General features: G+C 37.0%; 21 protein-coding genes. 8 read left to right on the forward strand and 13 right to left on the reverse strand.

The window, feature by feature from the left end; all coding sequences use genetic code 11:
• Positions 1–102 precede the first annotated feature (102 nt).
• On the forward strand, positions 103–2,904 hold the full coding sequence (locus NZD88_RS18200; protein WP_259831019.1) for a GH92 family glycosyl hydrolase: 2,802 nt from the start codon (positions 103–105) through the stop codon (positions 2,902–2,904).
• Positions 2,905–3,027: 123 nt separating this feature from the next.
• Here NZD88_RS18200 and NZD88_RS18205 read toward each other — a convergent pair whose 3' ends face one another.
• From NZD88_RS18205 to NZD88_RS18220, 4 genes are read right to left on the reverse strand one after another with little or no spacing between them, the layout of a single operon-like run.
• Positions 3,028–4,035, reverse strand: coding sequence for an AAA family ATPase (locus NZD88_RS18205; protein WP_259831020.1), 1,008 nt, complete (start codon positions 4,033–4,035; stop codon positions 3,028–3,030).
• Complete coding sequence (pnuC, locus tag NZD88_RS18210; protein ID WP_259831021.1) at positions 4,035–4,709, reverse strand: nicotinamide riboside transporter PnuC; 675 nt, start codon at positions 4,707–4,709, stop codon at positions 4,035–4,037. Before pnuC ends, NZD88_RS18205 begins: the two co-directional genes overlap by 1 nt.
• Before the next feature lie 14 nt (positions 4,710–4,723).
• On the reverse strand, positions 4,724–5,446 hold the full coding sequence (locus tag NZD88_RS18215; protein ID WP_259831022.1) for a phytanoyl-CoA dioxygenase family protein: 723 nt from the start codon (positions 5,444–5,446) through the stop codon (positions 4,724–4,726).
• Positions 5,447–5,453: 7 nt separating this feature from the next.
• On the reverse strand, positions 5,454–6,704 hold the full coding sequence (locus NZD88_RS18220; RefSeq protein ID WP_259831023.1) for a dicarboxylate/amino acid:cation symporter: 1,251 nt from the start codon (positions 6,702–6,704) through the stop codon (positions 5,454–5,456).
• 222 nt (positions 6,705–6,926) lie between these two features.
• On the opposite strand from NZD88_RS18220, the gene NZD88_RS18225 reads away from it, so the two are divergent.
• The 4 genes from NZD88_RS18225 to NZD88_RS18240 all read left to right on the forward strand — a co-directional run bounded on the left by NZD88_RS18225 (position 6,927) and on the right by NZD88_RS18240 (position 12,672).
• On the forward strand, positions 6,927–7,412 hold the full coding sequence (locus tag NZD88_RS18225; RefSeq protein ID WP_259831024.1) for a BON domain-containing protein: 486 nt from the start codon (positions 6,927–6,929) through the stop codon (positions 7,410–7,412).
• Between the two features lie 6 nt (positions 7,413–7,418).
• A complete protein-coding gene (locus NZD88_RS18230; protein WP_169236788.1) occupies positions 7,419–7,838 on the forward strand; it encodes an SH3 domain-containing protein in 420 nt (139 codons plus the stop codon).
• A gap of 96 nt (positions 7,839–7,934) precedes the next feature.
• Complete coding sequence (locus tag NZD88_RS18235) at positions 7,935–10,664, forward strand: TonB-dependent receptor (protein WP_259831025.1); 2,730 nt, start codon at positions 7,935–7,937, stop codon at positions 10,662–10,664.
• 148 nt (positions 10,665–10,812) lie between these two features.
• Positions 10,813–12,672 (forward strand): CocE/NonD family hydrolase, encoded by a 1,860-nt coding sequence (locus NZD88_RS18240; protein WP_259831026.1) that lies wholly within the window; start codon positions 10,813–10,815, stop codon positions 12,670–12,672.
• A gap of 141 nt (positions 12,673–12,813) precedes the next feature.
• Here NZD88_RS18240 and NZD88_RS18245 read toward each other — a convergent pair whose 3' ends face one another.
• The 3 genes from NZD88_RS18245 to speB all read right to left on the reverse strand — a co-directional run bounded on the left by NZD88_RS18245 (position 12,814) and on the right by speB (position 15,598).
• On the reverse strand, positions 12,814–13,425 hold the full coding sequence (locus NZD88_RS18245) for an alpha-ketoglutarate-dependent dioxygenase AlkB family protein (RefSeq protein ID WP_259831027.1): 612 nt from the start codon (positions 13,423–13,425) through the stop codon (positions 12,814–12,816).
• 385 nt (positions 13,426–13,810) lie between these two features.
• Positions 13,811–14,671, reverse strand: coding sequence for a bifunctional helix-turn-helix domain-containing protein/methylated-DNA--[protein]-cysteine S-methyltransferase (locus tag NZD88_RS18250; RefSeq protein WP_259831030.1), 861 nt, complete (start codon positions 14,669–14,671; stop codon positions 13,811–13,813).
• Positions 14,672–14,740: 69 nt separating this feature from the next.
• Complete coding sequence (speB, locus tag NZD88_RS18255) at positions 14,741–15,598, reverse strand: agmatinase (RefSeq protein ID WP_259831031.1); 858 nt, start codon at positions 15,596–15,598, stop codon at positions 14,741–14,743.
• 423 nt (positions 15,599–16,021) lie between these two features.
• Between speB and NZD88_RS18260 the strand changes: the two genes are divergently transcribed.
• The gene (locus NZD88_RS18260) at positions 16,022–16,681 is read left to right on the forward strand and encodes an HAD family hydrolase (RefSeq protein WP_259831033.1); all 660 of its coding nucleotides are present in this window, start codon (positions 16,022–16,024) and stop codon (positions 16,679–16,681) included.
• Positions 16,682–16,883: 202 nt separating this feature from the next.
• On the opposite strand, the gene NZD88_RS18265 is transcribed toward NZD88_RS18260, so the two are convergent.
• The 5 genes from NZD88_RS18265 to NZD88_RS18285 all read right to left on the reverse strand — a co-directional run bounded on the left by NZD88_RS18265 (position 16,884) and on the right by NZD88_RS18285 (position 21,429).
• Positions 16,884–18,278 carry a type III PLP-dependent enzyme domain-containing protein gene (locus tag NZD88_RS18265; protein ID WP_034731926.1) on the reverse strand — a complete coding sequence of 465 codons (1,395 nt, stop codon included), beginning with the start codon at positions 18,276–18,278 and terminating at the stop codon, positions 16,884–16,886.
• A gap of 107 nt (positions 18,279–18,385) precedes the next feature.
• Positions 18,386–19,264, reverse strand: coding sequence for a tyrosine-protein phosphatase (locus NZD88_RS18270; protein ID WP_259831035.1), 879 nt, complete (start codon positions 19,262–19,264; stop codon positions 18,386–18,388).
• The gene (locus tag NZD88_RS18275; RefSeq protein ID WP_259831036.1) at positions 19,261–19,908 is read right to left on the reverse strand and encodes a thiamine diphosphokinase; all 648 of its coding nucleotides are present in this window, start codon (positions 19,906–19,908) and stop codon (positions 19,261–19,263) included. The genes NZD88_RS18270 and NZD88_RS18275 overlap by 4 nt, the downstream gene beginning before the upstream one ends.
• Entirely contained in the window at positions 19,898–20,467 is a 570-nt protein-coding gene (locus tag NZD88_RS18280; RefSeq protein WP_259831037.1) for a cob(I)yrinic acid a,c-diamide adenosyltransferase, read from the reverse strand. Before NZD88_RS18280 ends, NZD88_RS18275 begins: the two co-directional genes overlap by 11 nt.
• Positions 20,468–20,844: 377 nt before the next feature.
• Positions 20,845–21,429 carry a hypothetical protein gene (locus tag NZD88_RS18285; RefSeq protein ID WP_259831038.1) on the reverse strand — a complete coding sequence of 195 codons (585 nt, stop codon included), beginning with the start codon at positions 21,427–21,429 and terminating at the stop codon, positions 20,845–20,847.
• Positions 21,430–21,614: 185 nt separating this feature from the next.
• Between NZD88_RS18285 and NZD88_RS18290 the strand changes: the two genes are divergently transcribed.
• The gene (locus NZD88_RS18290; RefSeq protein WP_259831039.1) at positions 21,615–22,106 is read left to right on the forward strand and encodes a DinB family protein; all 492 of its coding nucleotides are present in this window, start codon (positions 21,615–21,617) and stop codon (positions 22,104–22,106) included.
• Positions 22,107–22,337: 231 nt separating this feature from the next.
• Here NZD88_RS18290 and NZD88_RS18295 read toward each other — a convergent pair whose 3' ends face one another.
• Entirely contained in the window at positions 22,338–23,291 is a 954-nt protein-coding gene (locus tag NZD88_RS18295; protein WP_259831040.1) for a helix-turn-helix transcriptional regulator, read from the reverse strand.
• Positions 23,292–23,390: 99 nt separating this feature from the next.
• Between NZD88_RS18295 and NZD88_RS18300 the strand changes: the two genes are divergently transcribed.
• Positions 23,391–23,960, forward strand: a complete 570-nt coding sequence (locus tag NZD88_RS18300) for a Crp/Fnr family transcriptional regulator (protein WP_259831041.1) — start codon at positions 23,391–23,393, stop codon at positions 23,958–23,960.
• The last annotated feature ends 73 nt before the right edge of the window (positions 23,961–24,033 follow it).

Below are 24,033 nucleotides of genomic sequence, written 5' to 3' on the forward strand. Positions count from 1 at the left end.
GTATTTTGGAGTAATAGTTTATAATAAGACAATTCCTGTCTTTCTTTTATTACATCCTGTTCTGTCATTTTTTCAATATATTCGTTGACATAAAATTATGATATGAAAAAAAGACTGGCGATTTTCTCCTTATGTATTGCCCAGATTATATATTCCCAGAATTATTCTCAATATGTCAACCCTTTTATAGGAACCGGAGGGCACGGCCATACCTTTCCCGGAGCTATTGTTCCTTTCGGAATGGTGCAGCTTTCACCGGATACAAGGATAGACGGAAGCTGGGACGGATGCAGCGGTTATCATTATTCAGATTCTGTGATCTATGGATTTTCGCATACGCATCTCAATGGAACCGGAGTTTCAGATTATGGGGATATCATGCTGATGCCTACGATGGGGAATTCAAGCTTAGACTCTAAAGACTATTCTTCCAAGTTCTCACATAAAAATGAAAAGGCTTCAGCTGGATTTTATTCTGTTAAACTAGACAAAAATAATATTGATGTCCGCCTGACCACTACCAAAAGAGTCGGTTACCATGAATATACTTTTAATAAACCCGGAGTAGCCAATATCATTCTGGATCTCAACCACAGGGACAAATTGCTGGAAGGTGAAGTGAAGATCATTGATGATAAAACTATCGAAGTTTTCAGAAGAAGCGAAGCCTGGGCTACCAACCAATATATCTACGCCAGAATTGAATTTTCAAAGCCGATGAAAATCTCAAAAAAAGAGGTTAACGGAAAGCAGGAAAATAAACTTTTCACCGGCACCAAACTGGCTCTTTCTTTTTCGTCCGATGTCAAAAAAGGAGAAAAGATCAGTGTAAAAGTTGCCATTTCACCAACAGGTTATGAAGGAACGAAAAAAAACATGTTAGCGGAAGGCCCATCCAATGATTTTGAAATAGTAAAAAAACAGGCAGAAACTGACTGGAACAAAGAGCTTTCAAAAATTGAAGTTAAGTCTGACGATAAGGATAAACTTTCTGTCTTTTATACTGCCCTTTATCATGTTTTTACCCAACCGAACATCAATATGGATGTGGATGGAAAATACAGAGGCCGCGACAACAAACTATACACCACCGCTGGGTTTGATTATTACTCTGTCTTCTCACTCTGGGATACCTTCAGAGCTGCCCATCCGCTGATGACCCTGATCGACAGAAAGAGAACGGCCGATTTCATCAATACATTTATCAAACAGTATGAACAGGGTGGAAAACTTCCCGTTTGGGAGCTGGCTTCCAATGAAACGGAATGTATGATCGGCTACCATTCTGTTTCTGTGATTGCAGATGCGATGGCTAAAGGAATTAAAGGTTTTGATTATGAAAAAGCATTCCAGGCCTCTAAAAATTCTGCCATGCTGGATATTTTTGGGTTAAATGCTTACAAACAGAACAATTATATCAGCATCGATGATGAGCATGAAAGCGTTTCCAAAACGATGGAATATGCCTACGACGACTGGTGTATCGCTCAAATGGCTAAGATTTTAGGCAAAAAAGAAGATTATCAGTATTTCATGAAACGTTCCCAGAACTGGAAAAATCTCTACAATCCAAACAGTGGTTTTATGCAACCCAGAAAGAATGGAAACTGGTATGAGCCTTTTGATGCAAGGGAGGTGAACAATAACTATACGGAAGGAAATTCATGGCATTATTCGTATTCTGTGCAGCAGGATATTCCCGGATTGATCGCTGCTCACGGCGGAAAAGAAAAATTTGAACAGTTCATTGATGCTATTTTTGCAGCCCCGGATAAAACAACAGGACGAGAACAGGTAGACATCACAGGGCTGATGGGGCAATATGCTCAGGGCAATGAGCCGAGCCATCACATCGCTTATCTGTATAACTATGTAGACAAACCGGAGAAGACAGATGCCAAGATCAAATATATTCTTGATAATTTCTATAAAAACACTCCGGACGGACTTATCGGAAATGAAGACTGCGGCCAGATGAGTGCCTGGTATATCCTGAGTTCATTGGGAATCTATGCCGTTACTCCCGGACTACCCGAATGGCAAACCACAACCCCTTATTTTGATGAGGTTAAAATTCATTTGGAAGAGGGTACCACAAAAGTAATCACCAGAAATACCAGTCAATCTGAACTTCAAAAATTAGGGTTTGAAAACAGCAAACCAGCAAAGGATTTCAAATATACACAGCTTACTGCTTCGCCAGTTATCGCCTCTGACAGGATCTTCGATTTCTCTTCAAAAGTACAGATCACCCCACTGAATCCGGCCGATAAAGTCTATTATATGACATTAAGTGAAAGCGATGCCAATGTAAGAAAGACTTTCATACCCTATAAAGGGCCTTTCACCATCAGTAAAACAACTCAGGTTCTGGCCTATTCGGAAAAAAATGGTGAAAAGAGTTCTATTACAGTAGCTAATTTCAACAGGAGACCCAATTATTGGGATATCAACATCCATTCAAAAGCAACTCCCCAATACACAGCTAATGGAAAACTGGCACTGATTGACGGGATCAACGGGGATGTAAACTGGCGAAAAGGCGAATGGCATGGCTATCAGGGACAGGATTTTGAAGCCGTAATTGATTTAAAATCGCCTCAGCAGATTACTAAACTATCCTCTAACTATCTTCAGGACGGCAGAGCATGGATCTTAATGCCTAAGAAAGTAGAATATTATGCTTCCATGAACGGTAAAGACTTTGTTCTTCTAAAAACGATAGACAATACCATAGATCCCAAAGATGAAAAGGTACAGATCAAAGATTTCGGAGCAGAGATCCTTCCCACTGAAGCCCGCTACATCAAGGTAAAAGCGTATTATTTCGGAAAACTTCCGGAATGGCATCAGGGAGCCGGAGGTGAGTCTTATATTTTTATTGATGAGATTTCTGTGAAATAACGGTCAACCTAAATAGAATTAAAATCCCCCTTTGAAAGATTTCAATGGGGGATTTTTATGTTAGAACTCTTCGATAAAGCTCAGGATGATATCTCTAACAGTATATTTTTACCTTTAATTATATCAAATTTTAGAACCAAAGTAATTTGAATACTTTTTGAATTCTGAAAGTACATTTTCTACCTTCTGAATTCTTTTTTCCAGATTTCCTGAAAGCAGAATATAAGGTATATTTCGTTCCTTTAAATCAGCAATAATTTGTTTTTGAAAGACTTCTCTTTTTTGATTTCCGCTTCTGTCCCAAGTATCATCATAAGGAATATCAATATCGCAAAGAAAGAACAAATCATATCGTTTGTAATTTAAATGGGCTGTTTTCGTTAAAAAATCGGGAGCTTTCCTATGATAATCCATTGCAAACATATAGGTAGTAATGGCATTAGTATCAACAAAAAAATATTGATTAGCATTTAAAATCTCCCTGTCTTCAATTTCGATATGTCCTTTCGCTATTTCATCAAAGGCTTCAAGACCTATCCTTCTGTCTACCTGATGCTGAGTCCAATATTCCCTTCCATATTCAGGAGCAAAAGTCGTATTGAATTTCTTTGCTAAAGCTTCTACAATAGTAGATTTTCCAGAAGACATAGCACCAAGAAAAACAATTTTCGTTATAAGATCTCTGTAAACAATATCACTTACATATTCTTTAGTCACAAAAGAATTTTCCCTGATTTTCGTGGCAGAGACCGGAACCATATTCCTGGCTTCATCGATTCTTCTGTCAACAGCATTTAAAGCCTTACTTACATGATCGCCATAAAATTCGCTTGAATAAAAATGGGTGATTTTTTTTCCATTAAGCATCTTCAAAATATATTCTTCCTGAATAATCTCAAACCATCTTTCATTGGAATAACCATCCGGACCATCCCAACATTCTATAACCTCAACTTTCGGATATAAGTTTCTTATCCAATTGGCACGAATATGTAGAGGAATTCCGGTAACCTCTGTTTCATATATAAGTACAACCAACTCATCAACTTCACTCAAAGCTGTATCAAAGACAAATTGATGTCCTTTATGAAATGGCGCATATTTTCCTAAGGTAAGTCCCGTTTTCTTCATTATTTTAATTCTTTACTCCCCTTATTCCAATTATAATATCCATATACAGCGTTAATTAGAAAAGCTGACCACATTGCGATCATCATTATTCCGCTTTCGCTTCCGTGTAAAGTTCTGATTACCCAAATAATAACCGTGATAATATTTAAAATAATGTATAATAACCATTGTTCTTTATAACGAAGAATCATTAAAATCGTCGCGATAATTGAAATAACAGTGGACATTCCATCTAAATAAGGGTTATTCTGATTATGAATTGTTGATAAAAAATATCCTAAAAAAATACATCCTAAGACAGTTATTAAAAACACGATTAAGATAGATCTTATATTGAGTGTTTTCATATCTACTATATCATTTTTCACATGGTTTTTCCACATAAAATATCCAATAATATTCATCGGAAAAAAAAATAAAATATAAAGTCCAAGCTCCCCAAATAAACCATTAGTATAAGCAACATAAGCATATGCAACGGTGTTTAAAGTTCCTATAACATAGTTCCAGATACTTCCTTTGGCAGCCAATACAACACATAAAATTCCAGAAACAAGAACCAAAAAATTCAACCAGTTATCTTTACTTACAATTGCAATAATAGCCCCAAGTAATGAAAATGATAAAAGCCAAATGATTTCAAATGGCTTCCATGATTTTAAAATATTTTTCATTAATTTTTCCTTAATTAACTCATTCTCTCGGACCATTGCAGTTCTTCCGGCAGCTCCATATCAGAAAATTCTATATGGATCACTCTTCTTTTCCTGCCATCAGTAGTTCTGTTGGAACCGTGAAGTGTAAGCGGCTTCATAATCATGATCCCACCCTTCTGTACATCGCAGAATTTTTCTGGTTCTTTACTCCAGTCTATGGTTTCCGGTCTGCAAATTCCTTTGGTATGAGATCCTGGAATGACTTTCAATGCTCCGTTATATTCATCCGTATCATCCAGATGGATCCTGAGGGTACAGATATTTTCAAGAAATGGTAGTGGCGGCTGTACAGCAAACTGATCTTTTTTGGTTGTCCAGGGTCCGAAACCTGCTATTTCCAGCTTTTTATCTACTGAAATCGTAAGATCCTGATGATAGGCTACATACCAGTTTGAGGTTTCCGGTTTGTCAAAATAAATGCTTTTTACGACAAAATATTTTTCTCCGAAGAGTTTTCTGATAATGGTTTTAAGGTTATCGTTAAATATCAGATCTTTAATTTCCGGAATTTCTTTCAGGAACTGTCTTACAGCAAACAGATCATCCGATTTTCTGAAATTTTCTCTTGAGGTATCGGCCTTTCCGATACTCTTTGTTATCTTTTCAATCTCATCATCAGAAAAGATTGAATTGATTACGGTAAGACCTTTTTCAAGGAAATATTGTTTATGATTCTCTAAATATTGTTTTGTCATGTGCGTTTTAAACTTCCTGAGGTGTATTTTCTAGCTGTCCTTCCCATTTGGAAACAGCGGAGGTGGCCAATGCGTTTCCTAATACATTGGTCATACTTCTTCCCATATCACAGAAGTGATCAATAGGCAGGATCAAAGCGATACCTTCCGGTGGAATACCAAACATGGAACAGGTAGCTACGATGATGACCAGTGAAGCTCTTGGAACTCCGGCAATACCTTTGGAGGTAAGCATTAATACTAAAAGCATTGTGATCTGCTGACCCAATGACATTTCAATACCATAGATCTGAGCAATAAAAATGGAAGCAAATGTCATATACATCATACTTCCGTCCAGATTAAATGAATATCCTAAAGGCAGAATAAAGGATACGACTCTGTTATTACATCCGAATTTTTCAAGCTCTTCTACCAATTTAGGGAAAACAGCTTCTGAACTCGTTGTAGAGAAAGCGATCAGTAACGGTGCCTTGATTCTTTTAAGCAATTCGAAAAGACGCTTTCCTAAGATCAGGTAACCTACCAATAGCAGGACGAGCCAAAGAACGGCCAGGGCGAAGAAAAAGTCTCGCAGATACACCGCATAGACGATAAATATCTGGAATCCGTTCATCGCTACTACAGCAGCAATAGCTCCCAAAACTCCAAATGGAGCAAACCACATGATATAGGCTACCATTTTAAGGATAGCATGGGCAATAATATCAAAAAGTTTAACCACCGGTTTTGAATATTCTTCTCCCAAATTAGCAAGTGCTACCCCAAACATAATGGAGAAAACCACAATCTGAAGCACCTCGTTGGTCGCAAAAGCTTCAAATAAACTTTTAGGGATCATGTGTTTTACAAAGTCTTCCAGAGAAAAACCTTTACTGCTTTTCAGAAGATCTTCTGCAGCAGCGGCATCCTGGATTGGCAGTTTGGTCACATGCCCGGGCTCAAGCCAGTTCACAAGCATCAGTCCGATAAAGAGGGAAACCAGTGAAGCGGAGATAAACCATAACATGGCTTTTGTCCCTACCCTTCCAATCATTTTAATATCGCTCATTTTGGCAATTCCCACGACAAGCGTGGTAAAAACCAGCGGTGCGATGATCATCTGTACCAGTCTGATAAAAACAGTTCCCAGCAGTTTGATGTTCTTGGAAAAGGGTTCCGCACTTTCGGGATACTTTATGTGTACGATACCTCCAATGACTACTCCCAGGATAAGCGCAACGATAATGGCTATAAAAAGTTTATTTTGTCCTTTCATATATATTGTTCAATTCCCACAAATATAACAGTTTTTCAATTGGTACAAGATTTTGTCCGAATCAGGTTAAGTTTAGGTTAAGATTATAATACATTAAAATTAAATCCCTGATTTATAAAATATTGTAAAAAAATTAAGAAACATTTATTAATTTTTTATTCTTTTGGTACAAATTTTATTATTACATTTGATTGTATTAACAACATTAATAAATATACAACTATGAAAAAAACTATCGCAATGGCTGCCTTGGCTCTAGCTATATCTTTTGGAGCGGTTTCTTGCAAAAAGAAAATTTCGGATGCCGATCTTCAAACTCAGGCTACAACAATCGTAACTTCTAATCCCAATGCTTCTGTAGAAGTAAAAGAAGGAGTGGCTCATTTAAGCGGAACTTTCGCCGACCAGCAATCTAAGGATGCTATGATCACAAAATTAAAAGCGATCAGCGGAGTAAAAGAAGTAATGGACATGTCTACTGTAGCTGTAGCTGCACCAGCGCCAGTTGAAACGACAACAGCTGTAGATCCTGCAGTTCAGAAAAAAGTTCAGGATGCTGTTAAAGATTTCCCTTCTGTAAAAGTAGAAGTTGTAAACGGACAGCTTACGCTTACAGGAAATGTTTCAGGCCTTCAGGCAAGAAAGATCAAAGAATCTGTAGATGCTTTGAAAATCGGAAAGTATAACAATAACCTAGTGGTAAAATAATTTAAGATGAGCACATTACAAGATAAATATTCAAGCGTAGTTTCAGCGGCACAGTCTGCAGGAATTTCTAACCTTCAGATTCAGGAGCAGGATGGTATTCTGTATGTTTCAGGAAATGCTTCCAATACAGCAGCAAAAGATGCAGTATGGAATGCTTTAGGAACTATCGACTCTACCTATTCAGCTTCAGACATCAATATTGATGTACAGGTTGCTGGATTAACTTCAGGTGCTGCTTTAACAGTAGCTACAGAAGATTCTAACCTAAACATCAGACAGGAGCCTTCTACTGAGGCTGCTGTAGTAGGAAAAGCTGCTAAAGGTTCATCCGTAACTTTGATCGAGCAAACTTCTGATGACTGGTGGAAAGTGAAAACTGACGACGGTCAGGAAGGTTATGCTTATTCAAGATATTTGAAAGCTTAATTTTTCGAAATAACAAACTTTTGAAAAAATCAATACAGACATCCCCAATCGGGGATGTTTTTTTTATATTTTTACGCTTCTAAAAGAAAGCACTGAATGAAGAAAATCTTATGGCTGCTGTTATTAGCATTCAATAGTATGGTCCTGTATGGACAAAATTTATCCATTAACGGAAAAGTGTCTGATTTTGATAAAAAGCCTGTGGAAAATGCCACTATTTATCTCCTTAAAGAAAAAGATTCATCCATCATCAACTATACCGCCACCAACAAGGAAGGTAAATTTTCTCTGAAGACAGATGCCCTGAATGAACCTGCCATTTTAAAGATTAATGCTGAAAAGCTTTCTCCCTACTCTAAAAAGGTGGAAAAGATCAGCCAGTCTATAAATTTGGGAGATATAGAACTTGAAAAAAATATAGTCAAAAGTATAGAAGAAATAAAGATCACGGTATCACCAGTGAAGATAAAGAAAGACACGATAGAATTTAATGCTTCGTCCATCAAAGTTCGTCCGGACAGTAAAATTGAAGAACTCCTGAAAAAGATTCCGGGTGTGGAGATCGACAACGACAAAAAAATCACCGTCAACGGAAAGGAGGTAGACCAGATCATGATCAACGGAAAGCCATTTTTTGACAAGGATGGTAAAATTGCTCTTCAGAATCTTCCTGCAGATATCATTAAAAACATTCAGTTTACCACTACCAAAACGAAGGAGGAAGAATTAAGCGGGAAAAAACCTAAATCTAATAACACAACGATCAATTTTAATATTGACGAAAAAAAGAATAAGGGATTACTGTCGAGATTGATGCTAGGCTACGGTTCAGACAAACGTTATGAAGGCAGTGCATTGGTGAGTTACTTTAAAAATGACACTAAAATAAGCCTTATCGCTTCATCGAACAATATCAATTCCCAGGGTTTCTCTAATGATGATGTATTTGATAGCATGGGAGAAGGACGGAATTCATCAGGAAGGCAGGGCGGAATATCATCATCAGGCAGGGGAAAAGGAATTCAGAAATCCACCACCGTCGGTATCAATTACAATGATAAATTCGGAAAAGAGATGGATCTGGACAATTTCAGCTTCAACCATTCCAATTCTGAGACGGAAACAGCATCCAAATCATCAAGAACTACCCTTCTTCCGGAATACACGCTTACAACGCATTCTGAGAATAAAGGTGAGAGTGAAACCCAGCAGAACAATATAGATGCCTCAGCAGAAATTACACTGGATTCTTTGAGTACTGTTTACATTTCACCAAAGTTTAACAATAGCCGAAGCTCCAGTTTTAACAGTTCACAATCATCTACGTTACGAGATAATGTACTACTCAACGGAAGTGAATCTTCTACAAGCACTGAATCTGAAAGCAATTCATTTACTCCCTATATTTATTATTCAAAACAATTCAGAAAGGAAAGACGTTCCCTGAATGCTAAAATGAACAGTACAATTTCTGAATCCAACAGGGATAACCTCAACAGATCACAAACTGTATTTTATCAGGGAGCTGAGGAGAATGACAACAGAAACCAACTGTCCAAAACCAAAAACCAGAACAGTATGTATAATTTCAGTGCCGGATATACTGAACCTGTCTCAGATTCTGCAACGGTAAGTTTTGAAGTTGCTTACAATTCAAAAATTTCCAGTGACTCGAGGAATGTTAATGATTTCAATGTAGCTTCAGGACAGTATTCTGATTATAATTCATCGTTGTCCAACAGTTTGAGACAAAAGATCAACCAAATTACTCCCCAGCTTTCTTTTGAACTTAATAAAAAGAAATTCAGTATCTGGGGATCTGTGACTGTTGATATTTCGGACATGAAGGTCAATTCTGTCTATAACGGCCAGCAATATGGTTTACAGAAAAGCTTTGCTCTTCCGGGTTATAACTTTAATGCCAGGTACCAGTTCTCAGAAAATAAAATGCTGAATTTGTACAATTATTCAGGTTTTACGATTCCGGGGGCAGAACAGCTTACCCCTTATGAAGACACTTCAAATCCTCTGATTACCTCTACCGGAAATCCCAATTTAAGAAACACGTGGACCAATAGCAGCTCTATATTTTTCAATAATTACAATCTGGTAAAAAACATAAACTATTACGTGAGCCTTAATTTTATGTACAGAAATAATGATGTTGTTAATTTTTCCCGATATGACGATTCAGGAAAGCAGCTTGTGACGTATGACAACGTGAGCGGTAATAAGAACATGAATCTGGGAGCAGGCTTCAACAAAACTTTTAAGTGGAAAGACAGTAAACTGTCTGTGAACCCAAGGTTTAATATGCAGTACAATTACAATAAGGGATTTATTAATGGTCAATTTTTCACCAATGAGTCGTACGGCCTGAATCCCGGCCTGAATGTAACCTACGAGCTTAAGGATAAATTCAGCATAAAACCTTCCTACAGACTTGGATATAATTTTTCAAAATACACCAATTACAGCATTGATAATGTACATACTGCCAACCAAACCCTGAAGTTGGAACTCACCAATTATCTTTTTAAAAGCAGATTGGTTTTCGGAAATGACTTTGAATACAATACGAATTCTAATATTGCCCCCGGTTTCAAAAAAGATTTTTACTTCTGGAATACAAGTCTAGGATATTCTTTTTTCAATAAACAATTCACGGCAAAGATGAAGATCTATGATGTTCTGAACCAAAACCAAAGTGTCAGAAGAACGATCTCCAATTCATATATTGAAGACCGTGAAGATCTTATCCTGAAACGCTATATCATGTTCTCTCTGAGTATGAAACTCAACAGATTTGCAGGAAAAAAGATGTAGAAAAAATAGTTTTTATATTTTTTAAAACTCATACTATGGCCGGAAGATTCCGGTCATTTTTTCATTCTCCCCTATTTTCTGCCAAAAGATTGAGAGCATGATGTGTATTGGACGCATTTTATTTCTAAATTAGCGTCAAATTTTATTTATGAAGATCCATATTTCAATTTTATTTATTTTCTTTTTTATCCTTGGGCGTGCACAGAGTACAGATCAGAAGGATACGTTCGTAAAAGATAATTTTACCAAAAAGGAATTCTATATTCCGATGCGTGACGGGGTAAAGCTTTTCACAGCCATATACGTCCCGAAAGATATTTCAAACAAAAACAAATATCCTTTCCTGATGCAGAGAACCTGCTACAGCATCGCGCCTTACGGAGAAAATGAATACAGATCCAAACTGGGACCTAACCAATACCTGATGAAGGATAAGTATATTTTTGTCTTCCAGGATGTACGCGGAAGATATATGAGTGAGGGAGCTTTTACCAATATGACGCCTCAGGTAGACCGCAAAACGAAAAAAGACATAGATGAAAGCACGGATACTTATGATACGATAGAGTGGCTTTTAAAGAATGTTAAAGACAACAATGGTAAAGCGGGACAATATGGAACTTCGTACCCTGGATTTTACACCGCGGTAGGAATACTGGCGCAGCACCCTGCCCTTGTGGCTTCATCTCCCCAGGCTCCTATTTCTGATTTCTGGAATGATGATTTTCTTCATAACGGAAGATTCATGCTGGGCTATTTCAGAACGTTCCCTGTTTTTGGGATTCAGAAGGCAAAACCGGAAAATAAAGCCTGGTATATGGATACTTTCGTGAAGCAGACTTCGGAAGATGGTCTTAAGTTTTACAGAGATATGGGAACTTTAAAGGATGGCTACGAAAAATACTACAAAAACAATTTCTTCATGACGGAGATCATGAATCATCCTAACTATGATGAGTTCTGGCAGAAAAGAAACCTTCTTCCCCATTTAAAGAATGTCAACCATGCGGTAATGACCGTTGGAGGCTGGTTTGATGCAGAAGACCTTTCAGGGCCGCTTAACATTTACAAAACGATAGAAAAGACAAGCCCGAAAGCTAAGAATACCATTGTAATGGGACCTTTTTCTCACGGAGCATGGGCACAGGAACAAGGAAAACATTTCCATAACCAGATCTATTTCGGGGACAGCATTGCGACGTATTACCAGAAAAATATTGAAACCAAGTTTTTTAATCATTATTTAAAAGGAAACACCAAAGAAGATGCCGGGCTTCCGGAAGCTTTGATGTACGATACGGGATCTAAAGAATGGAGAGAATTTGCCTCTTATCCTCCAAAAAATGCCCAAAAGATCAATTTCTACTTAGCTGACGGAACATTGAAGAACGCTGCAGGCCAGGGCTCTTCAGAATACTACAGTGATCCGAACAACCCTGTTTTAAGTTCTGATAATCTGAAAGATTTCAACGGATTCACCCCTAAAAATTATATGTCGGAAGACCAGAGATTTGCTGTTGGAAGACCTGATGTTTTGACGTTTACGACAGATGTTTTAACAGAAGATATGAGTTTTGCGGGAGAGATCATGGCTAAACTGAATATCGCATCCTCTTCTACCGACGCAGATTTTGCAGTAAAACTGATTGATGTTTATCCTGAAGATTTTAAACCTAAGGAAAAGAAAGACGGAGTCATTTATCCTAATTACCACCAGATGGTAAGAAGTGAGATCATGCCGGCAAGGTTCAGAAATTCAAGAGAAAAAGGCGAAGCTTTGGTTCCTAATCAGAAAACGGCTGTCAATTTCAAATTACAGGATGTGATGCATACCTTCAAAAAAGGACATAAAATCCAGATTCAGATCAGCAGTACATGGTGGCCGCTTTTCGCGATAAACCCTCAGAAATTTATGGAGAATCCAAACTTTGCGACGAAAGCAGATTATACAAAAGCTTTTATTAAAGTATATAATGACAGCTCTATTGAAGCTGAAGTATTGAAATAAAAATAAGGTGCCTAAAGCCACCTATGGTAATAGATATCTGTTTATAAAACGTAAAATCCGGCCGCTACGAGAAATTGTGTGACCGGATTTTTTTATGTAATCATTATTAGTGGCTTCAAGAACCTCAGCCAGCATGAATTTTTACTCTTCGATCGTTCTGAAAGTAAGATTTACCCTTGGCGATTTCACTTTGGTTGTTGGCGGAAGTCTGTGCAGCCAGTTTTCCTGCGTTGTTCCTTTCATAATCAGAAGGCTTCCATTTTCCAGGAATATTTCCACTTTCTCTTTGGTGATTTTATGTTTAAATAAAAACTTTCTTTCAGCACCGAAAGTCAGGGATGCGATAGCTCCATGTTTTTTAAGATCCTTTTCTCCGTCGCTGTGATAGGCCATTCCTTCGCTTCCGTCATGGTATAAATTGAGAAGGCAGGAATTGTATGTTTCTCCTGAAACTTCCTCGCATTTTTTCTTCAGCTCGAGTAATTCCGGTGTCCAGAATTTCGCATATTTTGTTCGTTTTGAGTAGGTATATTCAAAGGCTTTCTCTCCGAACCATGCTACTTTTCTCTTCGTTAAAATTAATTTTCCAAAGATCACTGCTTCATCATTTTCCCAGGGGATCTGATTCAGCAGATAATCATAAAAGAAATCTGATCTTTCTTTGTTAAATACTGTTCCGTAATAATGGACTGTTCCGTCATTCGGAAGGATATTGAAAGGATATTCTGATATTTCTTCAAACAGGCTGTTCATGATTTTGAGTTTGTAAAAAGTATGAGTGAGTCATTAAGTTTTATAATCAGAGTTTTATTTTAGTCGCAAAAGTTTTTAACACTTAAGTTTTTTTAAGTTATTACTAAAACGTTGAATAAAGTCCACTTAGTTTTTTTTGAAATCAAAGATTTTTATTCGGCACTACTATTTCTAAATAGATGTATTTACATCAATAGGAACGGGCTTTAGCCCGTTTTATCAATCAGAAACATCCAATCTGGCTTTAGCCAAAACTTAAATCTGGTATTCATATAAACGAAAGCTAAAAAACTTCAGGTTATATTTTGTGAACTTTTTCACTTAAAAGTATTCAACTTTTAGATAAAACGTAGCGCTTTTGTGACTTTTGTGGTTTAAATAATAATTAAAGTAAAATAGGGTTTTCAGAATAGATATGGGAACTTTCCCAGCCTACCATCAACTGTTTTCTTTCAGTTCCCCATCGGTAACCACCCATATTACCCGTAGATTGAATCACCCGGTGACATGGAATAAGAAAGGCTACAGGATTACTGCCAATTGCAGTTCCAACTGCTCTGGATGCCCTCGGATTCCCGATCTTTCCAGCCAGATTGCCGTAGGTAGACAGTTTTCCCATTGGAATAGAAAGAAGGCTTTCCCAGACTTTAAGCTGAAAATCTGTGCCTTTTAGATGAAGTTTAATCGTGTTGAGTTTCGTCCAGTCCTGATCAAATATGGACAATGCATTGTTCTGAAGAGCATCCTGTCTTTCAAAAAAAGAAGCATTGGGAAACGTATGCTTCAAATTTCCCAATGCTGTTTCTTTATCGTCTTCAAAAGCCATGTAGCAAATTCCTTTTTCAGTGGATGCTACCATTACAGATCCAAAAGGACTTTTGGAAAAACTGTAATTGATGTTCAGGCTTTTTCCGCCGTTTTTATATTCCGCCGGAGACATTCCTTCTATGTTCACAAAGAGGTCATGAAGCCTGCTTGTGCTGGAAAGTCCCGTCTCGTAAGCGGTATCAAATAAAGTCGCTTTTTCTTCCTTCAATAAATTTTTAGCATGTTCAAGACTGATGAACTGTAAAAATTTCTTCGGACTTGTCCCTGCCCATTCCGTAAATATCTTCTGAAAATGAGCCGGACTTAAGTGAATATTCTCTGCCACTTCCTCCAAACTTGGCTGAAGCCTGAAATTGCTCTGGATATATGCTATCGCTTTGGCAATTCTGTTGTAATCGATCTGACTTTGTGCGGACATAATATTTCTGTTTTACCTCACAAATTTCCGAAGAATACAGGGCAGAAAAAATCTGATTCTTGCGGAATTTTAGTTGTTGTTATAAATATGGTTGTAAGCAAGCATTTTGTAATATAACTTAGCGGCTAAGAAAGCTGTTGGCTTAGGCATCGGAGAATCCATTAATTCTACAATATCAAAGGCTACTACGTTACATTTTTCAAATACTTTTCTCAATAATTCCAACGTTGGATACCACTGAAGACCACCTGGCTCAGGAGTCCCTGTAGATGGAGCAATAGAAGGATCGAAAGCATCAAGATCAATCGTGATATAAACGTTTCCTGAAACTTTTTCCAAAACATCATTCACCCAGTTCTCATTGTTTGCGATCTCATGCGCAAAAAACACTCTTCCTTCCGACAGATATTCAGCTTCTTCAGCATCCATAGAACGGATTCCCACCTGAACTAAGTTATGCTTTTGATTCGCTTCAAAAACTGCACATGCATGGTTAGAAGTAGAGCCATGGAATTCAGGACGTAAGTCTGTGTGGGCATCCAGCTGAAGAACGGTAAGGTTTTCAAACTTCTCTCCTACTGCACGGATAGAACCGATAGAAACAGAGTGCTCACCTCCGAAAAGAGTAAAAACTTTTCCTTCGTTGTTCAAAAGCTCTTTCGTTTTTTGGTAAACAGCTTCCGTCATCGCTTCAGGACTTGAATTCTCAGAAATTTCTCCTGCCAGGTATACTCCGTCAAGGAAAGGTTCAGTTCCTGTTTCAATATCATAAAGCTCCATGTTTTCGGAAGCATCCAGGAATAATTCAGGGCCTTTATCAGCTCCTTTACCCCATGTTGAAGTTCCATCGTAAGGAACGGTTACCAGCATTACTTTAGAGTTCTCTAACGTTGCATTTTCTTCAGGAATTCCTGCGTATGTTCTCATGTTTTATTTAAAAATTTAAATGATTTAAAGATTGAAATATTCTGGGCAAAGATACGAAGAGTTTGTGAGTTTGAGTGTACCTGAGTTTAAGGGTGGCAGAGTTTAAGGGTTTTTTCGTTTGAGAATAAGAGGGTAAATGAGTTTAGAGGTCGGTTGTCAGTTGCTGGTTGAAATAATGTTGCTGGTTCATCGTAATTAAGTTAATAAGATAATTATCTGATGTCTGAAATCTTGATTCTTGGCTCTTGGTTCTTGGCTCTTGATTCTATCATTCTCCCTTCATTTGCAAAGCAAAATTCACTATTGACACTTTCTAAACCTTAACCAAAAAAGTCTCATGTCTCACATCTCGTGTCTGAAATCTAGCATCTTCCTCCCCTTTCCTCTTTCAAACCAATTCCCTACTTTTGTAAAAAACAAAATATGCCTTTAAAAGCTGTTCTTTTCGATATGGACGGGGTTATTGTAGATACGGAACCACTTCACAGAAAAGCTTATTTTAAAACGTTTGACGAACTGGAAATTGCTGTTTCCGAAGAATTATACACCTCTTTCACCGGAGCTTCCACTAAAAGAGTCTTTGAAACACTCATCGGGAAATACAGTCTATCTCATACTCACGAAGGCCTTTCTGCCATCAAAAGAGCTCATTTCAAAGATTATTTCGATAATGATGAGGAATTTGACCTGATTCCCGGAGTAAGAGAATTGATCAAGCATTACCATGAGAACGGCATTAAGCTTATTCTTGCTTCTTCTGCAACGATGGTGACCATCAACATGGTTTTTGAAAAGTTCGGTCTTGAACAATATTTTAGTGGAAAAATAAGCGGTGCAGCCTTGAAGGAATCCAAGCCTCACCCTGAAGTATTTCTTTTGGCAGCAGAAATGGCGGAAGAACCTGTAGAAAGCTGCATGGTGATTGAAGATTCTACGAACGGAATTCTTGCAGCAAGCAGAGCTGAAATTTTCTGTGCTGCCTACAGAAGTCTCCATTCAAAAAATCAGGATTATACTTTAGCTGATATCGTGGTTTCAGATTATGAAGAACTGGAACTGGATAAGCTTTCAAAATATTTTTAAATGAAAAAAAACTCTCAAAATTTTGAGAGCTTTATTTTTTATGTTTTCCTTATCATCTGAAACGAAGAGAAGATTCTTAACTATTCTTAATTCTTAACAAAAACCTTAATGATTAAATTTAAAACATTAAGAAATAATTGAGTTGTTAAGATCATTAAGTTGAGATTGCTTCGTCACTTCGTTCCTCGCAATGACGATGTTATTATTTGTAACCCAGGATTTTCAAAATATCTTCAGGTTCCTGTTTTTCACGGAAAACTTCATACTGAAGCTCACCATTTTCATCTTTCTGGATCAGGACGTGTCTTGGCTGAGGCATCAGACAGTGGTGAACACCTCCGTACCCTCCTATTGTTTCCTGATACGCTCCTGTATGGAAGAATCCTATATACAGAGGTTTGGTATCGCTGAAAACCGGCAGATAGATAGCATTGGTATGTTGTTCGGAGTTATAATAATCATCAGAATCACAAGTCAATCCACCCAGGAATACTCTTTCATACGTATCTTCCCATCTGTTCAACGGAAGCATGATAAAGTGTCTGGAGATCGCCCACGTATCAGGAAGTGTAGTCATGAATGAAGAATCGATCATATTCCACTTCTCTCTGTCATTCTGACGTTTCTGAGAAATGATTTTATAAAGATTAGCCCCACTTTCTCCAACCGTAAAACTTCCGAATTCCGTATAAATATTAGGTTCTTCCACTCCTTCCTCTTCACAGAATTTTTTGATCTGAGAAACGATTTCTTCCACCATATACTGATAATCGTATTCAAAGTTTAAAGAAGTTTTGATTGGGAAACCTCCACCGATGTTCAGTGAATCCACTTCCGGAGCAATTTTCTTCAAACGTGCATATACACGAAGACATTTGTACAATTCGTTCCAGTAATAAGCGGTGTCTTTGATCCCGGTATTAATGAAGAAGTGAAGCATTTTCAGTCTTGCATTCGGGTGTTCAGCGATTTTCTGGCTGTAATAAGGAATAATGTCTCTATATCCGATCCCTAATCTTGAGGTATAGAATTCGAATTTAGGCTCTTCCTCCGAAGCTATTCTGATACCGATATCGAACGTGGTATCAATACTTTCTGTAAGCTTATCCAGCTCACGGTAGTTATCCAGGATCGGGGTAATGTTTTCAAAACCGCTGTTGATCATCTCGGAAATTTTCGCCAGATAATCATCAGTCTTGAATCCATTACAGATGACCTCAATATTTTTATCTACTTTACCCTTCCCATAAAGAGATTTTACAATATCCATATCGTAGGCTGAAGAAGTTTCTATAGAAATATCATTCTTAAGAGCTTCTTCAAGCACAAAATTGAAATGACTGGATTTTGTACAGTAGCAGTAGGTATAATTCTTTTTATATTCGGCTTTCTCAAAAGCTTCCCTAAACCAGCTCTTGGCCTTCTGGATATTTTGAGAAATTCTCGGCAGGTAGCTAATTTTTAGCGGGGTGCCAAATTTTTCAACGACTTCCATTAAAGGAACATCGTGAAATAACAAATTGTTCTCAGAAACATTAAATTCCTCTGTAGGAAAATACAATGTCTGATCAATAAGTTCCGAGTACTTTATTTTCATTTCTTGACAAGTGAATTACGAAATGCAAAATTGCTAAAAAAGTTTGATTTTTAAGCGTTAAATTTATTATAAATTTAAAAATGACATCATGTAAAAACCGCTACACATTATTGATTCGTGAACTTCTTAACATATTCCTCTCTCTTATTTCCCGAAATACCCAAAACCTGTTGAATATAAGCATCCATTGAGCCATATTTCTTATTGATTTCATCAAACGCCGCATCGAGGTAAGCTGTTTCAACCCAGCTCAGTTTTTCAAGAACTTTCACATCCATTTTGGGATATAGGAAATGTAGATTACCAGCCAGTTTTAGCCTTTTGAGGACCAATCTTTTTCTGTAGTTATTGGATAAAAGATAATCATTGTAGATGGTTGCTTTATCAAATTTTAAAATCGTTAAAATTAAAGCCGTCGTAATGCCTGTTCTGTCTTTCCCCGCGGTACAGTGGTAAAGAACCGGCTTATCAGATTCCAGAATTTCTGTGATGATTTTTCTGATCACTTCAGGATTCTCAGTCACATATTCCCGGTAGAAATCAATCATTCTTTTATTTGCATCAGAGCCATTTACCTTTCCTTTCAAAACAAGCTTTTTTGCCTGGGTAAGCTGATCTCCTTCATCTTTAAAAGCTGAATATTTTTTATAAACAATATCATCGGGAAGCTGGTCCGGTTTATCTGATATTTCTTTTGAATTTCTAAGATCGATTACCTCTTTTATTCCTAGAATCTCCAGTTCTTTGAACGAATTTTTCTTCAGTTGATGAAGATGTCCGCTTCTGTAGAACTTCCCTTCTTTTAAAGTTCTTCCTTCAGAATTTTTAATATTTCCTACCGTTCGAAAATTGTTTACTTTTTTGATTTCAATAGAGTTCCCGGTTCCACTTTTTCCATATTCAGGCGGTGTAAAATCCTGTGTTTTACAGGAAAAAACACAAAATACTACTGTTAGCAGAACCGATATTTTTATAAACTGTTTCAATATATTGAGGGATATTCTATTTCATTAGTTCCTACAAAAAACAACAGATCACCGGATTCGTATTGAATGGAAACCTCATCTTCCACAGCGAAATTCCTTGTTCCGATTCTTGACGTGATGCTCAAACTTCCATTAGTTAAAGGCCAGTTTAACCCTGTTGTGGTTATATTTTCAACGGAAGGGAAAGGATACAATGAAATCATTTTATTTTTAACCCCTTTCCGCTTAAAATTGTTCGGAACAAAATAATATTCGGAAAATTCATCGTAGAATTTCAGATTCATTTTGTCTTTAAAAGCATAAGCAACCGTCAGGTTTCCTAAAAAATGATCCTGTTCACCCCCACTTCCTCCGAAAACATCAATTTCTGTAAAACCTTTTTCCAGAATAATTTCCAATGCTTTGTGAAAGTCTGTTTTATCCTGATCCAGGGTTAAAATAAATTTATCCTGATAAACACTTTCATCCGATCCTGAATGAGAATCAAAATCACCGGAAATAAAATCCAGTTTATCTAAAGGAAAACCAAGCTGCTTCAAATAATGAAAAGCGCCGTCGGTACAGGCTATTAAACTATATTGATCCGGATCTGGAAGGGTTTTCGGATGATCTCCGTTGATGAAAAGCAATACTTTATCTCTCATTCGGATTCCAGTATTCTTCAGGTTCGTTGTTGATTTTCGAAATATATCTTGCCAAAACAAAAAGATAGTCAGAAAGCCTGTTCAGGTATTTGATCAGTTCAGGACGTACTTCTTCAGATTCATTTAAGAAAACAAGGGAACGTTCTGCTCTTCTGCAAATCGTTCTTGCTGCATGTAAAAATGTTGCAGATTTTCCTCCACCAGGCAGGATAAAATATTGAAGAGGCTCTAATTTATCTTCAAAAGCATCCATCCATTGCTCAAGTTCTTCGATCTCCGTATCTGAAATAATTAACGGCAGACGTGATTTTCCGTTGGCCAACATCAATTTATCAACTGGTGTTGCTGCTTCTGAACCTACTGTAAACAGATCAAACTGAATTTTCTTCAACTGCTTCAAAACCTCTTCATCCTCAATATGACTTTTAGAAATCCCAATGAATGAATTAAGCTCGTCTATATTTCCGTAGCTGTCTACTCTGGCACTGGCTTTGGAAACTCTTGTACCACCGTATAAAGCGGTCTGTCCTTTATCTCCTGTTTTCGTGTAAATTTTCATACTACTAAATTACTTTATTTTGTACAATGTAAAAAGTAAAATGCAGGAATGATTCGTAGTTTTATCTCTGTACAGTTATAGCTTTATTATTGATTGAATGAGAGAGTCCTTCGACTTCGCTCAGGATTACAAAGCTAATACTATCTGTTTTTATTACACGTTATCATTCCGGGTATAAACTGAAGGTTTATGAATGCAGTTCACGAAGGATATTTTCACCACGGATTGCACAGATGTAAATGTTTGGATGTAGGATTTGGGTTTTAGGTTTTGGCTAAAGCCCGATTGATGGTGTTTTTTTTAAACGGGCTAAAGCCCGTTTCTATTGAATTTGTTATGAATAAAAAAATGACCGGATAAATCCGGTCACTCACAAATTATTTATTTACCTCTACGTATTGTATGATGGTCTGGTTTTTAGGGTTATAGATTATTGTACTGTTGTTGGGAAACCTTTTCAGTTTGTAATATTCTATATTTTTATCACTCTTGATATCTTCCAGAAAACTGGTATCAAAAGTATTTTCAGGAAGAAATTTTGAGACAAAACTTATTTTGTCTATAATGCTTTGTCCGTCTATTTTACGGGCTGTTTTATCTGATTTGTTTTCGTCAGAAGTAGGTTGCTTTTCCAGGAAAGGAAGCAATACAGCGATGTCTGATTTGTATTTAAAGATATATCCTTCGGAACCGTTTGGAAATTTAAATTTCTTTCCAGTTTCTTCTGAAACGACAGGTTTTCCTCCATCAGGAAATACCTGATTAAATTTTACGTCCTGGGAATTGGTTAAAGAATTAAGGGATTCGCTGACGGTCTTCTTGACAGTCTCTTCTACCGCCTGTTGCGCTTTCTGTTGCACAGTTTCGGTGGTTTTCTGAACAGTCTCGTCTATTTTCTCTTCAATTTTATTACATGAGAGGAATAAAAAAAGAGGAATAACAGGCAAAATATACTTCTTCATTTCGAGATTTTAATAGCGTGGCATTTATTTTTTCATGCAATTTACATCTAAACGGAGAAACATACGTTTATATTTTAGCAAAGAAAAAAAAATATTTTTTCAGCACCAAAAATCCTACTGACAAGCTGTTGTCATAACCCCATCTTATCTTTGTATCAACAATAACAAATTAAAACAATACAATTATGACAACTACAGCCACAGCCACAAAACAGTTTATGACTTCCGACCAATTATTAGAACACTGGCAAGGACACAGAAACCTGACAAGAAGAGTGATCGAAGCTTTCCCCGAAAAAGAACTATTCGAATTTTCTGTAGGTGGAATGAGACCTTTCGCGAAACTGGCATTAGAACTGATCAGTATTGGAGGACCTGCTTTAAAAGGAATCGTTAACAAAAATATGGAAGCTTACAATGAAGAAGGATTCAACCCAAAAACCAAAGAAGATATCTTAACAAAATGGGATGAGGAAACAGAAGTGATCAACCATTATTTCAGCCAAATCACTGAAGAACGTTTCCAGGAAACTTTCAATTTATTCGGACAGTACGAATTTCCGGTGTATCAGAACATTCTTTATTTTGTAGATAATGAAATTCACCACAGAGGCCAGGGATATACCTATCTGAGAGCTTTAGGAATTGAGCCCCCTTTTTTTTGGGAGAGATTTTAGGATCATTAATGCCTTTACTTAAACTGAAAATGATGATTCAATTCAGACAGAAAGAGGAAACTGCAGAATCGCAAAACCAATCATGTCAATTATCCATCCATTAAATATAGACACCCCAGATTTGTTGTTTTTGATTTTTGCCTTTTTAGTTGAAGTAAAAGTTTCTTTATTCAAATTATATAAATTTCCAAAACTCCGGCTTCACGTTCGTGAAGCCGGAGTTTATATTTTCTATTCCATTTTTTTTGAAATATCCGAGGCCAAATTTCTGAGTTTTGTTTTTAAAGATTCCGGCTCTAAAATGGTTGCATAATCTGCAAAAGTGATCAGCCAGCGCGGAAAGCCTTCATCGATCCATTCGGTATCAAAGGTCATTTCAATTCCATTTTCGGTTTCAGTTTCTTCAATAAATCCGTAATATTTTTTGGAATTCACGATGTGTCCTATTATTTTTTTATCTATCAAAAGTCTGACCCTTGTTTTCTCTCCGTTTGAATACCTCCTGTAATCATTGATTTGCCCGTATTCCTGAGAAAAAGGGATCTGAGTTTTAAAGATCTGCAAAATCCTGTCGACCCTAAACTGTCTGAAATCTTTTCTTAGTGTACAGAAAGCCATGATGTACCAGTAATTGAATTCAAAGAAAACACCTACTGCTTCCACCGTTCTGTTCGTTACCTCGGAATGAACTGTTTTATATTCAATGATGAGCTGTGTTTTGTCTGCAATGCTTTCCAGAATAGTTGGGATCACATTTTTGAGTTCTCCGCCAGGCTGGGTATGATAGTTAAAAACATCAATCTGCTTTTCAATATTCTGAATCAGATTTTTATCTGAATGCCGAAGCACCGACCTGACTTTTTCCATCGCCGTCTGGTAATGATTTCCGAGACTTTGATGGGAAAATTTCTGCATCAGTTTTTCCGCAGTGATAAAACTCAGCACTTCTTCCTTCGTAAACATTATGGGCGGAAGTTTGTAGCCGTCCATCAGAGAATACCCGTTCCCGGCTTCTCCAATAATAGGAATCCCAGCGTTCTCAAGGGTTTTCACATCACGGTAAATCGTACGGATGCTGACATCAAATTTGGCAGCAAGGTCTTGTGCTCTTACCGTTGGTTTTGATTGTAATTGGGTGAGAATTGCCGTTACTCTGTCCAGTTTTTTAAGATAGTGATCGTTCATATTGCTATAGCAAATCTATCAATCTTTTTTGGTCCGGAGAATATAAATTGGATTGCTTTTTATTATATTTAATTTTTTTACAATCAATATTTTTTAAATATGAATTCTACCCGTTTTATTCAGTTCATTGAAAATATTATAAAACCGGAACCGTCTGTCATGGAAGATCTGGTCTCAGGTTTAGAATTAAAAACTTACAGAAAAGGAGATTTTCTTTTAAAAGGAGACGAAACGTGCAGATATTTTTATTTTCTTGAGAAAGGCTTGGTAAAGCTGTTTTTCGATAATGGCGACAAAGATTTCATCATGACTTTCTTTGCGGAAAATTCTTTTTTCACGGAATTGAGCGGTTTTTTGACAGGTCGTCCTTCAAAATATATGATTGTTGCCCTGGAGCCCTGTGACGTTTTCCGTGTACATAAAGATCATATCGAAGGTTTATGCAAAAAATACCATACGGCAGAAACACTTTTCAGTAAGCTGTATTCAAAAGCTCCTGTCAATATGATGGGAAGGATAAGCGAAATGCTTGAAGATGATGGCAAAAAGCGGTACAATAATTTCCTGAAGCAGAGACCTGATCTTGTTCAGCGAATCAGCCTTGGAGATATGGCAGATTATATCGGGATCACCCAGGTTTCTTTAAGCAGGATCAGAGCACAAAAATAGTTTTTTATCATATGTAAAAAAATTCCGGAAAATTGCGATCTACATTTGTCTCATAATTAATCAAAAAACAAAT

This window comes from Chryseobacterium pyrolae, from assembly GCF_025153485.1.
Lineage (GTDB): Bacteria > Bacteroidota > Bacteroidia > Flavobacteriales > Weeksellaceae > Chryseobacterium > Chryseobacterium antibioticum.